This is a genomic window from [Pseudomonas] carboxydohydrogena, from assembly GCF_029030725.1.
Taxonomy (GTDB): domain Bacteria; phylum Pseudomonadota; class Alphaproteobacteria; order Rhizobiales; family Xanthobacteraceae; genus Afipia; species Afipia carboxydohydrogena.
Window position 1 is genome coordinate 1,660,164 of sequence record NZ_CP113162.1, and the last position, 12,998, is coordinate 1,673,161.

General features: G+C 63.7%; 14 protein-coding genes. 12 read left to right on the forward strand and 2 right to left on the reverse strand.

Going from position 1 to position 12,998, the window contains the following annotated elements; translation table 11 throughout:
- The first annotated feature begins 32 nt into the window (after nt 1-32).
- The 9 genes from nagZ to surE all read left to right on the forward strand — a co-directional run bounded on the left by nagZ (nt 33) and on the right by surE (nt 8,616).
- The gene (gene nagZ, locus AFIC_RS08195) at nt 33-1,055 is read left to right on the forward strand and encodes a beta-N-acetylhexosaminidase (protein WP_275245769.1); all 1,023 of its coding nucleotides are present in this window, start codon (nt 33-35) and stop codon (nt 1,053-1,055) included.
- Complete coding sequence (locus tag AFIC_RS08200) at nt 1,052-1,885, forward strand: segregation and condensation protein A (protein WP_275245770.1); 834 nt, start codon at nt 1,052-1,054, stop codon at nt 1,883-1,885. The genes nagZ and AFIC_RS08200 overlap by 4 nt, the downstream gene beginning before the upstream one ends.
- 21 nt (nt 1,886-1,906) lie before the next feature.
- Nucleotides 1,907-2,662 (forward strand): SMC-Scp complex subunit ScpB, encoded by a 756-nt coding sequence (gene scpB / locus AFIC_RS08205; protein WP_275245771.1) that lies wholly within the window; start codon nt 1,907-1,909, stop codon nt 2,660-2,662.
- Between the two features lie 71 nt (nt 2,663-2,733).
- On the forward strand, nt 2,734-4,506 hold the full coding sequence (locus AFIC_RS08210; protein WP_275245772.1) for a cytochrome c biogenesis protein DipZ: 1,773 nt from the start codon (nt 2,734-2,736) through the stop codon (nt 4,504-4,506).
- A 171-nt stretch (nt 4,507-4,677) separates the two neighbouring features.
- Entirely contained in the window at nt 4,678-4,917 is a 240-nt protein-coding gene (locus AFIC_RS08215) for a twin-arginine translocase TatA/TatE family subunit (RefSeq protein ID WP_009340680.1), read from the forward strand.
- Nucleotides 4,918-4,975: 58 nt separating this feature from the next.
- A complete protein-coding gene (tatB, locus tag AFIC_RS08220; protein ID WP_275245773.1) occupies nt 4,976-5,431 on the forward strand; it encodes a Sec-independent protein translocase protein TatB in 456 nt (151 codons plus the stop codon).
- Entirely contained in the window at nt 5,428-6,255 is an 828-nt protein-coding gene (gene tatC, locus AFIC_RS08225; protein ID WP_275245774.1) for a twin-arginine translocase subunit TatC, read from the forward strand. Before tatB ends, tatC begins: the two co-directional genes overlap by 4 nt.
- 131 nt (nt 6,256-6,386) lie before the next feature.
- Entirely contained in the window at nt 6,387-7,847 is a 1,461-nt protein-coding gene (gene serS, locus AFIC_RS08230) for a serine--tRNA ligase (protein WP_275245775.1), read from the forward strand.
- Between the two features lie 4 nt (nt 7,848-7,851).
- Entirely contained in the window at nt 7,852-8,616 is a 765-nt protein-coding gene (gene surE, locus AFIC_RS08235; RefSeq protein WP_275245776.1) for a 5'/3'-nucleotidase SurE, read from the forward strand.
- A gap of 2 nt (nt 8,617-8,618) precedes the next feature.
- On the opposite strand, the gene AFIC_RS08240 is transcribed toward surE, so the two are convergent.
- On the reverse strand, nt 8,619-8,996 hold the full coding sequence (locus tag AFIC_RS08240) for a response regulator (protein ID WP_275245777.1): 378 nt from the start codon (nt 8,994-8,996) through the stop codon (nt 8,619-8,621).
- Nucleotides 8,997-9,156: 160 nt separating this feature from the next.
- Between AFIC_RS08240 and AFIC_RS08245 the strand changes: the two genes are divergently transcribed.
- From AFIC_RS08245 to AFIC_RS08255, 3 genes are all read left to right on the forward strand, one after another.
- Nucleotides 9,157-9,810 (forward strand): protein-L-isoaspartate(D-aspartate) O-methyltransferase, encoded by a 654-nt coding sequence (locus AFIC_RS08245; RefSeq protein WP_275248670.1) that lies wholly within the window; start codon nt 9,157-9,159, stop codon nt 9,808-9,810.
- A 144-nt stretch (nt 9,811-9,954) separates the two neighbouring features.
- On the forward strand, nt 9,955-11,259 hold the full coding sequence (locus tag AFIC_RS08250) for a peptidoglycan DD-metalloendopeptidase family protein (protein WP_275245778.1): 1,305 nt from the start codon (nt 9,955-9,957) through the stop codon (nt 11,257-11,259).
- Nucleotides 11,260-11,508: 249 nt separating this feature from the next.
- The gene (locus AFIC_RS08255) at nt 11,509-11,748 is read left to right on the forward strand and encodes a hypothetical protein (RefSeq protein WP_009340672.1); all 240 of its coding nucleotides are present in this window, start codon (nt 11,509-11,511) and stop codon (nt 11,746-11,748) included.
- Nucleotides 11,749-11,837: 89 nt separating this feature from the next.
- Here AFIC_RS08255 and AFIC_RS08260 read toward each other — a convergent pair whose 3' ends face one another.
- Nucleotides 11,838-12,833, reverse strand: coding sequence for an ATP-binding protein (locus AFIC_RS08260; RefSeq protein WP_275245779.1), 996 nt, complete (start codon nt 12,831-12,833; stop codon nt 11,838-11,840).
- Nucleotides 12,834-12,998: the final 165 nt, after the last annotated feature.

Below are 12,998 nucleotides of genomic sequence, written 5' to 3' on the forward strand. Positions count from 1 at the left end.
ACCCTTGAGGCGGCCACGGGCTAATCGCCCCTATGGCCGTTCGTGCTTTCATTACCGGCGTCTCCGGCCCCGTCCTGACCCACGGGGAGCGTGCATTCCTGCGTGCGGAACAGCCGTGGGGCTTCATCCTGTTCAAGCGGAACGTCGAGGACCCGGCGCAAGTCGTGGCACTCGTTACGGAGTTGCGCGCAGCCGTGGATCGTCCCGATGCGCCTGTACTGATCGATCAGGAAGGCGGGCGCGTGCAGCGGCTTGGGCCGCCGCACTGGCCGCGCTATCCGGCCGGCGCGGTCTTCGGTGCGCTGTACGACCAGTCCCCGGAGAGGGGCCTGCGGGCGGCGTGGCTGTCGTCCCGCCTGATCGCGGCCGACCTCGCCGCATTGGGCATCAGCGTCGATTGCCTGCCGCTGGCCGACGTGCCGGTCGCGGGTGCCGACGCGGTGATCGGCGATCGCGCCTACGGCACCAACCCTGAGAAAGTTGCCACCATCGCGCGAGCGGTGACGGATGGGCTACGGGATGGTGGTATCCTACCTGTCCTGAAACACATTCCCGGACATGGCCGGGCCACCGCCGACAGCCACCTGCGGCTGCCGACCGTCGATACGCCTCGCGCGGAGCTGGAACACACCGATTTCGTGGCGTTTTTGCGCCTTTCCGACTTGCCGATGGCGATGACCGCACATGTTGTGTTTAGCGCCCTCGATGCCGCCCAACCGGCGACCACTTCTGCGACAATCATTGCTCAGGTGATTCGCGGTGCGATGAATTTCCAAGGCTTGCTGATGAGCGATGACGTTTCGATGAATGCGCTGAGCGGTACGCTGGCCGAACGCACCCGCGCGAGCCTCAAGGCGGGATGCGACGTCGCGCTTCACTGCAACGGCCAGATGGAGGAGATGCGCGCGGTGGCGAGCGAGGCGCCTGTGCTCGCGGGTGAGGCGCTGCACCGGGCCGAACGTGCGCTGGCCGCACGCAAGGCGCCGCAGCCGTTCGACCGCGAGGCCGGACGCGCGGAGCTTGATGAACTGATCGCACAGGCGGGGATCGCATGAGCGCCGAGATTTTATCGTTCGAGACCGGGCAACCCGCCGTCAATGCCGAGCGCGCACAGGACGAGCCGGCGCTGGTCGTCGATGTCGAGGGCTATGAAGGTCCGCTCGACCTTCTGCTTGCGCTCGCGCGTCAGCAGAAGGTGGATCTCGCCAAGATCTCCATTCTGGCGCTGGCCGACCAGTATCTCGTTTTCATCGAGGCCGCGCGCAAGCTGCGGCTCGAACTGGCCGCCGATTATCTGGTGATGGCGGCGTGGCTTGCGTACCTTAAATCGCGCCTGTTGCTGCCCGAACCGCCGACGCCGGACGGGCCGAGCGCCGAGGACATGGCGAGCGCGCTCGCCAATCGCCTGCGCCGCCTCGAACAAATTCGCGAAGCCGCCAACCGCCTGATGACGCGCCCGCAATTCCGCCGCGACATCTTTCCGCGCGGTCTGCCGGAGCAGATCGCGCAGATCAAGCATCCGCAATGGAATGCGACGCTCTACGATCTGCTGTCGGCCTATGCCGCGCAGCGCCAGCAGCGCGTACTTGCGAGCGTGCATCTGGCCAAGCGCACGGTCTGGTCGCTCGCGGAAGCGCGTGCTTCGCTGGAGCGGCTTGTCGGCGTCGCCGAGGACTGGAGCAGGCTCGATGAATACCTTGTGTCCTATGTGATTGATCCCTCGCAGCGCGCCACGGTGATGGCTTCGAGCTTCGCGGCTGCGCTCGAACTGGTGCGCGAGGGCGTGGTGGACATCCACCAGAAGGATGCGTTCGCGCCGATCTATTTTCGTAAGCATGCGGCAGGCGGGCAGGGCGCGCCACAGCCGCAAGCCCCGGTCGAGTAAGTGGAAGAAGGAGAACCCGTCATGGCCACCAATCTGGCTACCAAGCACGTCGAGGACACCACGCCCTCGCACGAGACGGCCGAATCCACGTCCGAGACGGCTGCGCGTCCCGAGGAATTGCGTCTTCTCGAAGCGATGCTGTTCGCCTCCACCGAGCCGCTCGATGTGGCTTCGCTCGCCAAGCGTCTGCCGGAGGATGCGGACGTGAAGGCGCTGCTCGAACAGTTGCAGGCGGATTACGCGATGCGCGGCGTCAATCTCGTGCGCGTGGCCAACAAGTGGACGTTCCGTACCGCCGCCGACCTGTCGTGGCTGATGACGCGCGAGAGCACCGAGACGCGCCGCCTGTCGCGCGCCGCCATCGAAACGCTCGCGATCATCGCCTATCACCAGCCGGTGACGCGCGCCGAGATCGAGGAAATTCGCGGCGTCATCACCTCGAAGGGTACGCTCGACGTGCTGCTGGAGACGGGCTGGATTCGTCCGCGCGGTCGTCGCAAGACACCGGGCCGCCCGTTGACCTTCGGCACCACCGAGGCATTCCTGTCGCAGTTCAGCCTCGAACAACTCGGCGATCTGCCCGGTCTCGACGAACTGAAGGGGTCGGGTCTGCTCGATACCCGCCTGCCGACCGGCTTCAGCGTGCCGTCGCCGTCCGACGATCCGGCGCTGCGCGACGACGAGGAGCCCCTGGAATCGGGCGACGAACTGCAACTGACGCTGGCGCCGATCCCGGACCCCGAGGAGCCCAATTCCGGGGAATCCACGGGAGCGTGATCGGCGCGCGCGTAACGCGCGTGGGTGGCTTTGCGTAGAGTTGTCGAAGCCCCTGAACGCGAGTCCTGAAAATGCTTCTTTTCGTCCTGGCCTATCTCGGCGGCGTGCTGACCATCATCAGCCCCTGCATTCTTCCCGTTTTGCCGTTTGTGTTTGCGCGCGCCGACCGGCCGTTCCTCAAGAGCGGCCTGCCGATGCTGATCGGGATGGCGCTGACGTTTGCCGCCGTCGCGACGCTGGCGGCCGTGGCCGGTGGATGGGCGGTCGCCGCCAATGAGTATGGCCGTATCGCGGCCCTGGTACTGCTGGCTTTGTTCGGCATCGCGCTGCTGTTTCCCGCTATCGCGGATCGCGCAACGCAGCCGCTGGTCGCACTCGGCGGACGGCTGTCGCAGTCGGCGGACGGCTCGGGCGGCTTTCTGCCGTCGCTGCTGCTTGGTGTCGCGACGGGGCTATTGTGGGCGCCGTGCGCGGGGCCGGTGCTGGGATTGATCCTGACCGGCGCGGCGCTGCAAGGCGCGAATGTTCAGACGACGCTTCTGCTGCTGGCCTATGCGGCGGGTGCGGCGACATCTCTCGCGCTGGCGCTCCTGATCGGCGGGCGGGTGTTCACGGCGATGAAGCGTTCGCTCGGCGCGGGCGAATGGGTGCGGCGCGGCCTCGGCGCGCTGGTGCTGGTGGCGGTCGCCGCCATCGCGCTCGGTGTCGACACCAATTATCTCACCAATGTCTCGCTGGCGCAGACTTCGGCCGTCGAACAGGCGCTGATCGACAAACTGCGCGGGCAGGACAACGCCGCGATGGCTCCCGCGGGCGGGACGATGCAGCCAAACCCATCCATGATGATGAAGGCGAATGCGCCGCAGGAAAGCGCCGGGGCATTGCCGGTGGAAGGTGAGCTTCCATCGCTCGACGGCGCGGTGGAATGGTTGAACTCGAAGCCGCTGACGGCGGAAGCCTTGCGCGGCAAGGTGGTGCTGGTCGATTTCTGGACCTATTCCTGCATCAACTGCCTGCGCACGATTCCCTATGTCCGCGCCTGGGCGGAGAAATACAAGGACGACGGTCTCGTGGTGATCGGCGTGCACACGCCGGAATTCGCCTTCGAGAAGCAGCCTGCCAATGTCAAAAAGGCGCTGGGCGATCTCAAGATCGGTTATCCCGTCGCGATCGACAACAATTACAGCATCTGGCGCGCGTTCAATAACATGTACTGGCCCGCGCATTATTTCATCGACGCGCAGGGCCGTATCCGTCATCACCATTTCGGCGAGGGCGAGTACGCGAAATCCGAGGAGGTGATCCGCCAATTGCTGCGCGAGGCGGGAAAGAATGTTCCCGAGCAGCGGGTGGATGTGCGCGGCACTGGCGCGGAAGCGGCGCCCGACATGGCCAACGTCAAATCGCCCGAGACCTATCTCGGTTATGACCGCGCGGAGAACTTCATGTCGCCGGGCGGCGTGGCACGCGACGAGAGCCACGAATATGCGGAGGGCGTTCTGAAGCTAAACGACTGGTCGCTCGCGGGACGATGGACCGTCGATCCCGAAAACGCCGCGCTCGATGCGGCGGGCGGTGCGATCCGCTATCGCTTCCATGCCCGCGACCTGCATCTCGTGCTGGGGCCGGGAATGGACGGCAAGCCTGTCCGCTTCAAGGTGACGATCGATGGCGCGAGCCCCGGCGCGGATCATGGCATCGATACCGACGCCAACGGCGAAGGAACTGTGACAGGACAACGGCTTTACCAGTTGGTCCGGCAGCAGGGCGACGTACGCGACCGGACCTTTGAAATCCAGTTCCTCGATCCCGGCGTGCAGGCTTTTGCCTTCACCTTTGGTTGAAGGCGGAATCGCCTTTTCTGTCCTGATTTTAACGATCCGGGCAATGAGAGCCGCCGAAACGCGGCCTGAACGTCGCAATCCGGCTTAAGTCCTTGTTTTCGGACCCTCCAGCGCCTAGGTTCGGAGCCAATTGGCCGGCTCAGCCGGCAAAGCGTTCAGGTGGAGGACACTATGGGTTCGATGAGCATTTGGCACTGGATCGTCGTCATCGGCGTGGTCCTTCTGTTGTTCGGTCGCGGCAAGATTTCCGACCTGATGGGCGACGTTGCGCAGGGCATCAAGGCCTTCAAGAAGGGCATGGCTGACGACGACAAGCCGGCCGAGAAGTCCGAGCCGGTGAAGACCATCGACAGCACCACGACGCCGCAGGCGAACGCGCAGCGCCACGATGTCGGCAGCAACGCCGTCTGAGCGACGCCGGACTTACATCGCGACAGCGAAGCGGCGCTCACGCGAAGCGGAATGATTCATGTTCGACATCGGGTGGAGTGAACTGGTCGTCATCGGCGTGGTCGCGCTGATCGCCATCGGTCCGAAAGAACTGCCCGGCGTATTGCGCATGATCGGGCAGTGGGTCGGCAAGGCCCGGCGCATGGCGTCCGACTTCCAGGGCCAGTTCAACGAGGCGATGCGCGAAGCCGAAATGGCCGACATCAAGAAGTCGTTCGACGACATCAGCGCCGCGTCGCGCGACCTGCACCCGACGAAATTGCTGGCCTCGCTGGAAGAACACGCCCGCGAGCGCGAACAGGAAGAGCAGCGCTCCGCGCAAGCCACCTCCGATACGCCTGCCGCGGACATGCCGCCCATAGATACGGCTTCCGCCTCCGAACCTGCCGCGACCCCTGTTGAGGGACAGGCATCCGCTCTGATGAAAGAGACCCCAGACGCGCCGCCCACCGCGCCGGAATCCAAAGCCTCATGAGCGCCGACGAGATCGAAGCCAGCAAGGCGCCTTTGATGGAGCACCTGATCGAGCTGCGTTCGCGGCTCATCAAGGCGCTGCTCGGCTTCGCCCTCGCTTTCATCCTGTGCTTCGTGTTCGCCAAGCAGATCTACAACGTGCTGGTGTGGCCGTTCGTGTGGGTCGCAGGGCCGGAGAATTCAAAGTTCATCTACACCGCGCTGCTGGAATATTTCATCACCCAGCTCAAGCTCGCGCTGTTCGGTGCGGGGTTCATCTCGTTTCCGATCGTGGCGACGCAGATTTACAAATTCGTCGCGCCCGGTCTCTACAAGCACGAGCGCGGCGCGTTCCTGCCATACCTGATCGCGACCCCGATCTTCTTCATACTCGGCGCACTGCTGGTCTATTTCCTCGTGCTGCCGATGCTGATCCGCTTCTCGCTCGGCATGCAGCAGATGGGCGGCGCGGAGACGGCGCAGATCGCGCTCCTCCCCAAGGTCGGCGAATATTTGTCGCTGATGATGTCGCTGGTGTTCGCCTTCGGTGTCGCGTTCCAGTTGCCGGTGGTGCTGACGCTGCTCGGGCGGATCGGCGTGCTGACGGCGGCGCAACTGCGGAGCAAGCGGCGGTATTTCATCGTCGTCGCGTTCATCATCGCGGCGGTGCTGACGCCCCCCGACGTCATCAGCCAGGCTTCGCTCGCGCTGCCGCTTCTGATCCTCTACGAAGGCTCGATTATCGCGGTCTCCATCGTCGAGAAGAACGCGGCGAAGCGAAAGGCGGCCCAGACGCCGCCGGAAACGCCGTCCGAGACGCCGCCAGCGCTGCCGCCGGCGGAATAAGACCCGGCCTGTCTGCTTTGCTATTCTTGCGGAAACCCCTGCGATTCGGGCTTCCGCACGCCGCCGAGTTGTTCTAACCCCACCGTATTCTGACAGCCGCGGCCACTTCCGGCCCGCGACGGATATCCGCCATGCATGACATTCGATCCATTCGCGACAACCCCGCCGCCTTTGATGCGGCCCTGAAGCGCCGGGGCCTTGAGCCGTTGTCGGCCTCATTGCTCGCGATTGACGAGAAGCGGCGCGGCGCCATTCAGGAATCCGAGCAGGCGCAGGCGCGGCGGAATGCAGCCTCCAAGGAAATCGGCGAGGCGAAGAAAAACAAGGATAGCGCGCGCGCCGACGCGCTGATGGCCGAGGTTGCAACCCTCAAGGCGAAACTCCCGGAACTGGAAGCTGCCGCCAAGGGTTTCGAGGACGAGCTGAAAACCGCGCTCGCGCAGATTCCGAACCTGCCGCTCGACGAGGTGCCCGATGGCGCCGACGAACACGGCAACGTCCAGCATCACATCTATGGCGCGGCGCGCAGCTATTCCTTCAAACCGCAGGAGCATGTCGCGCTTGGCGAAGGCCTCGGCTTCATGGATTTCGAGACGGCGGCGAAACTGTCCGGCGCGCGCTTTGTTGTTTTGAAGAAGGGACTGGCGCGGCTGGAACGGGCCATCGGCCAGTTCTTCCTCGACGTGCATACCGGCGAGCATGGCTACACCGAAGTCAATCCGCCGCTCTTGGTGCGCGACGATGCGATGTTCGGCACGGCACAGTTGCCGAAGTTTCGGGAGGATCAGTTCGAGGCGACCAGACAGCTTTCGTTGGAAGAGAAGAAACCTGAGCTAGAAGAAATGATCGGTTTTTTCTTTGAAAAAACATCTCTTCTAGATCTGCAAATGTTGACCGATGAAGAGAAGCGGCAGCGGAAAGAGCATTTAGTTTCAGAGTTCAATGAGCGGATTGGTAAGTTAAGGACGGAGCAAACTCATTGGCTCATCCCCACCGCCGAGGTGCCGCTGACCAACCTTGTCCGCGAATCCATTCTCGACGAAAAAGAACTGCCGATGCGGCTCACCGCGCTGACGCCGTGTTTCCGCGCGGAAGCGGGAGCTGCGGGGCGCGATACGCGCGGCATGATCCGCCAGCATCAGTTTACCAAGGTTGAACTGGTCTCGATCACCACGCCCGAAGAATCGAAGAACGAGCACGAGCGCATGCTGGCGTGCGCGGAAGAAGTGCTGAAGCGTCTCGGCCTGCATTATCGCGTGATGACGCTGTGCACCGGCGACATGGGCTTCGCCTCGCAGAAGACCTACGACATTGAAGTGTGGATGCCGGGGCAGGGTGAGGGCGGTATGTTCCGCGAAATCTCGTCCTGCTCGGTATGCGGCGATTTTCAGGCCCGGCGCATGGATGCGCGCTATCGCGGCGCGGACAACAAGCCGCGCTTCGTGCACACGCTGAATGGTTCGGGCACGGCGGTCGGCCGTGCGCTGATCGCGGTGATGGAAACCTGGCAGCAGGAGGATGGCTCGATCGCGGTGCCGGACGTGCTGCAACCTTACATGGGCGGTCTGAAAGTGATCGCGAAGGACAATTGAGACGATGCGCATTCTCTGCACCAACGACGACGGCATCCATTCTCCGGGCATTGCGATCAACGAGCAGATCGCGCGGCAATTGTCGGACGATGTCTGGATCGTGGCGCCCGAACTCGATCAGTCGGGCGTGTCGCATTCGCTGTCTCTGAACGATCCCTTGCGCCTGCGCGAGATTGATGACCGTCATTTCGCCGTGCGCGGCACGCCGACCGATTGCGTCATCATGGGCTCGCGCCATGTTATGCCGCATTGGCCGGACCTTGTGATCTCAGGTGTCAACCGGGGCCGTAACGTCGCCGAGGATGTCGTCTATTCCGGCACCATCGCGGGCGCGCTGGAAGGCACCATTCTCGGTCTGCCCTCGTTCGCGCTCTCGCAGGCGTTCGAGGGCGGCGAGAACCGCGAGCGGCCGCCGTGGGATGTTGCGTTGAAGTTCGGCGCTGACATCATCCGCAAGGTGATGAAGCTCGGCGTGCCGCGCGACACCGTCATCAATATCAACTTCCCGCCATGCGCGCCGGACGAGGTGCGCGGCATTGCCGTGGCGCGCCAGGGCAAACGCAATCAGGGCTTCCTGCGGATTGATGGGCGTCAGGACGGTCGCGGCAATCCGTATTACTGGATCGGCTTTCAGGCGTTCGAGAAAATCGATCCGCCGGCCGAGGGCACGGACCTGTTCGCGCTCGACGCCCACTACGTCACGGTAACGCCGCTGCGGCTCGACCGCACCGACGTTGCGTTCTCGGAAGAATTGAAGACGTTGTTCTGAAGTTACGCGGCTTCGCCGCGCAGCGTGATCTCGATCATCTTCGCCAGCGTTTCCATCTGGAAGGGCTTCTGAAGCGCGGGGCGGTCGCGGAATTTTTCCGGCAATCCCTGCACGCCGTAGCCGGTGGCGAAGACGAATGGGCGATTGCGCATCTGCACGGCTTCGGCGACCGGGGAGATCACCTTGCCGTTGACGTTGACGTCGAGAATGGCGATGTCGAAATTGGTGCACTGAACGAGACGTACGGCTTCATCGATATCGCCTGCCTCGGCGGCGACATGATAGCCGAGTTCCTCGAGCATGTCGGAGACCATCATCCTGATCATGACCTCGTCTTCGACCAGGAACACCGATCGCCGCCGTTCGCCGTTGCTCGCCATTCGATCCCCAACTGCCGGATAGGCTTGATCCGCGGGCTGGATCATAAGAGGGTTTCAGGCGTTCGTCACCTGTTCTTGTTCCCGGTGAATGGACGGAAAACAGGCAAAACCAAATAGTCGAGAGAATCCGATATAACCTATGTTTATCGGATGGCAGATGATGGCAGCGTCAGGGCAATCGGGGCGGGAAAAGCTCAATTTTCAACTGACCTTGCGGCGGCGCGGGATCAGTGACCAGACGGTGCTGCGGGCGCTTGAAGAGGTGCCGCGCGATCTCTTCGTGGATACCCGCGACAGGGAATATGCGTATGCCGACACCGCGCTCGGCATCGCCTGCGGCCAGACTATCAGCCAGCCCTACGTCGTCGCCTATATGACCGAGCAATTGCGGACGCATCCGCGGCATCGGGCGCTCGAGATCGGTACCGGCTCCGGCTATCAGGCGGCGGTGCTGTCGCGCCTGTGCCGGATCGTCGTGACCATGGAACGCTATCGCACGCTGGTGGATGCGGCACGGCGCCGCTTCGCCTCGCTCGGCTACGACAATATCGAAGTCGTGTTCGGCGATGGATATGACCTGCCGGATACGCAAGGCACCTTCGACCGCATCCTCGTGACGGCGGCGATGGACGACATTCCGGACTCGTTGACGGAGCGGCTGGAGCCGGGCGGCATTCTGATCGCGCCGGTCGGTCCGCAGAATGGCGCGCAGCAACTCGTGCGGCTGCGCAAGACCGAGGCGGGGCTCGTGCGCGATGATCTGATCCCGGTGCGCTTCGTCCCCGCGCTCAGGGGACTTGCGAAAGAGCTGTGAGGCGGGAACCCGGCTTGCTACGAAAATAGTAACCATAAATTCCCGCTACCCCTTTGTGTTCAAGGGCATGCGCGATGCTTAAAGGGTTATTTACTGCGCGGATGTTTACTCAATTTAGTGCCAGTTGCGTACCAGTGAGTAACCATGTCCCGTCTTCTCGATTTGTTAGGCGCGCGCCGCGCTCCGTCTCTTGCGGTGATGGCGCTGGTCTCCGTCAGCTTTGGCGGATGTAGCGCGGATTACGACTCGCGCTTCTCGGACAACTCCTTACAGAATCCTTTCGCCTCGCAGCGGTCTGAAACGACCGGTTCGGTGCGCCAGAACAATTACGCCCAGCGCGAGTTGCCGCAATATTCGCGCCCGGCGACGGCCCCCGTGGTGTCGGCCCCGCTGTCGTATCCGGTGGCCCAGGGTACGTCGGGCGGCGGACGCGGGATGTCGTCCTATGCGCCGCCAGCCTCGAACCCGATCGAACACACCGGCAGCGTGACGCCGCGTGAAGGCGGGATGAAGATCATCGTCGGCACCAGCGACACCATCGAAGGGCTCGCGCGCCGCTATAATGTTTCGACCGCCGAGATCATGCGCGCGAACGGCTATCGTGGCCCACGGGCGCTTTCGCCCGGACAGTCGCTCATCATTCCGAGGCATGCCGCTCGCGCGGAAGCGCCGGCTCTCTCGCATGCGCCCGCGACCCGCGCGGCCGCGATGCCATCGAGCGTGCACGTCGCCGCTGCGGGCGACACGTTGATGAACATCTCGCGCCGCAATCACATCTCGGTCCAGGAACTGGCGCGGGCGAACAATCTCCCGGTCACGGCGCAGATCAAGATCGGCGATCGCATCACCGTTCCATCGTCGTCGAAGACGCTGGCTGTCGCGCAACCGGCGCCGCAGGCTGTTCGTCCTGCCGTGGCGGCGGCCCCGCAGTCGTCGCCCGTCGCGACGAAGCCCGTGGTAACTGCCGCCGCCGAGCCGGTGCAGAAGGCGCGGATGGCGACCGAGACCAAGGAAATCGAACAGGCTCATGCCCAGTCCCCGGTGAAGACCGCCGAGGCCACCAATGCGTTGCCGACCTTCCGCTGGCCGGTGCGTGGCCGTGTGATCGCCGGCTACGGCGCCAAGACCAACGGCAAGCAGAATGACGGCATCAATGTTGCGGTGCCGGAGGGCACACCCGTCAAGGCGGCGGAAGATGGGGTCGTCGCTTATGCGGGCAACGAACTCAAGGGATATGGCAATCTTGTCCTGGTGCGGCACGCCAACGGCTATGTCACCGCGTATGCCCACGCGAGTGAGCTGGAGGTCAAGCGCGGAGATACCATCAAGCGCGGCCAGGTGATTGCCAAATCCGGTCAGACGGGAGATGTGGGGTCTCCGCAGCTCCACTTCGAGATCCGAAAAGGATCTTCACCCGTCGACCCGCTTCAATTCCTCAACGGCGCCTGATCGACGCCGTTCTTTCTCGACTTCATGAAAAGGTGACGCACCCTCCGGATGCGTCACCTTTTCTTCACCGCCCGCCTGTATATCGGCTGCCATCATCGGACATGCCCCGGCAATGGGGTGAGGGATGCCGGCGCCTGGCGTGATTCAACGACAGTGTTGCCAATCTTCCCGGTCTGGGATTTATTTCGCTCCGCTCGGAACGAGTTCCGGCAGGCGCGCTTGTTGCGCCTGTTGGTTGAGGAAAATGTCATGCGTATCGTGGCTTTGCTCATTCTGGCTGCGGCGTTTGCCGCGCCTGCGTCCGCTGAACCGACCTTTCTGAAACGCGAACCGCTGGTTCTTCCGCCCTATGTCTCGGTACTCGTCGATACCAAGACGTGCGGTGCCGGCATGGTGATGCGTGTCAGGGGCGCGATCGCGGGGCGGGAACGCCAGCGCACCTGCGTGCCGATGGGGCCGACCCAGGCCCGCAACGGCGACCTGCTGTAGAGGCAGGCTTTCTTCTGATTTGTCAGCCCCGGAGCGCGATCCGCTCCGGGCTCTGTAAACGTCACTCTCGAAAAATCACTCGTTTCAGCTTACCTGGCCAGCTTGACGCGATGGCGTCCGGCCAGTTCCTGCACGAATTGCCATGCCACGCGCCCCGACCGGGAGCCGCGGGTAGTGGACCATTCGAGCGCCTCGCGTTCCAGTTCGTCCGGAGGCAGCTTCACGCCGAAATGGGCGCAATAGCCCTTCACCATCTCCAGGTATTCATCCTGGCTGCACCGGTGGAAGCCGAGCCAGAGGCCAAAGCGGTCCGACAGCGAAACCTTTTCCTCGACGGCCTCACCGGGGTTGATGGCGGTCGAGCGCTCGTTCTCGATCATCTCGCGGGCGAGCAGATGGCGGCGGTTGGAGGTGGCGTAGAGGATGACGTTCTCGGGCCGCCCCTCGATGCCGCCTTCCAGCACAGCCTTGAGCGACTTGTAGGATGCGTCCTGCCCGTCGAAGGACAGGTCGTCGCAGAACACGATGATGTTGAATTCGGACTGGCGCAAAAGCGCCATCAGCGCGGGCAGGCTCTCGATGTCCTCGCGATGGATTTCGATCAGCTTCAGCGTGCCGCGCACGCCATCCATGTTGTTGACGGTCGCGTGCGCGGCCTTCACCAGCGAGGACTTGCCCATGCCGCGCGCGCCCCACAACAGCGCGTTGTTGGCGGGCAGGCCCCGGGCGAAGCGCTCGGTGTTCTCGATCAGGATGTCGCGCATCCGGTCGACTCCCTTCAGCAGGCCGAGGTCGACGCGGCTGACCTTCGGGACCGGCAACAGGCGCCCGTTCGGCTGCCAGACGAAGGCTTCCGCCGCCCGCAGCGATTCCGGCGTCGAGGCTGCCTCGGCCGACTTCGGCAGGCCGGCCGCGATCGCCTCCAGAGCCCGGGCAATGCGCTCCTCGATTCCCTCCGGTTTTGCCGCCGAGCGCTTTGCCGCGGCCAATACCGGGTTGTTGTTGCGCGCGCCGCTCTTGGCGGGAGCGCGCTTGGGGGTCGGGCGGTTTTTGCGGGGAAGCGTTTTGCGCGTGGTTTTGGCCATGATTCCGGTCGATTCCATTGATTGTGGCGGCACCCTAAGCGAGCGATCCTCGCCCCGGCAACCCACGGAAATGACGGGGTGGCCAGCGTTGCAATTGGGGCGCTGGCCGCTATAGTCCGCGCAAATTTACCCCTCCGAACGGCCTCCGCCCGGCCTTTCCGCCGG

Excerpts from the sequence above, each read along its gene's own strand:
- nagZ (WP_275245769.1), top strand. The coding sequence starts at position 33 with ATGGCCGTTCGTGCTTTCATTACCGGCGTCTCCGGCCCCGTCCTGACC.
- AFIC_RS08200 (WP_275245770.1), top strand. The coding sequence starts at position 1,052 with ATGAGCGCCGAGATTTTATCGTTCGAGACCGGGCAACCCGCCGTCAAT.
- scpB (WP_275245771.1), top strand. The coding sequence starts at position 1,907 with ATGGCCACCAATCTGGCTACCAAGCACGTCGAGGACACCACGCCCTCG.
- AFIC_RS08210 (WP_275245772.1), top strand. The coding sequence starts at position 2,734 with ATGCTTCTTTTCGTCCTGGCCTATCTCGGCGGCGTGCTGACCATCATC.
- AFIC_RS08215 (WP_009340680.1), top strand. The coding sequence starts at position 4,678 with ATGGGTTCGATGAGCATTTGGCACTGGATCGTCGTCATCGGCGTGGTC.
- tatB (WP_275245773.1), top strand. The coding sequence starts at position 4,976 with ATGTTCGACATCGGGTGGAGTGAACTGGTCGTCATCGGCGTGGTCGCG.
- tatC (WP_275245774.1), top strand. The coding sequence starts at position 5,428 with ATGAGCGCCGACGAGATCGAAGCCAGCAAGGCGCCTTTGATGGAGCAC.
- serS (WP_275245775.1), top strand. The coding sequence starts at position 6,387 with ATGCATGACATTCGATCCATTCGCGACAACCCCGCCGCCTTTGATGCG.
- surE (WP_275245776.1), top strand. The coding sequence starts at position 7,852 with ATGCGCATTCTCTGCACCAACGACGACGGCATCCATTCTCCGGGCATT.
- AFIC_RS08240 (WP_275245777.1), bottom strand. The coding sequence starts at position 8,996 with ATGGCGAGCAACGGCGAACGGCGGCGATCGGTGTTCCTGGTCGAAGAC.
- AFIC_RS08245 (WP_275248670.1), top strand. The coding sequence starts at position 9,157 with ATGGCAGCGTCAGGGCAATCGGGGCGGGAAAAGCTCAATTTTCAACTG.
- AFIC_RS08250 (WP_275245778.1), top strand. The coding sequence starts at position 9,955 with ATGTCCCGTCTTCTCGATTTGTTAGGCGCGCGCCGCGCTCCGTCTCTT.
- AFIC_RS08255 (WP_009340672.1), top strand. The coding sequence starts at position 11,509 with ATGCGTATCGTGGCTTTGCTCATTCTGGCTGCGGCGTTTGCCGCGCCT.
- AFIC_RS08260 (WP_275245779.1), bottom strand. The coding sequence starts at position 12,833 with ATGGCCAAAACCACGCGCAAAACGCTTCCCCGCAAAAACCGCCCGACC.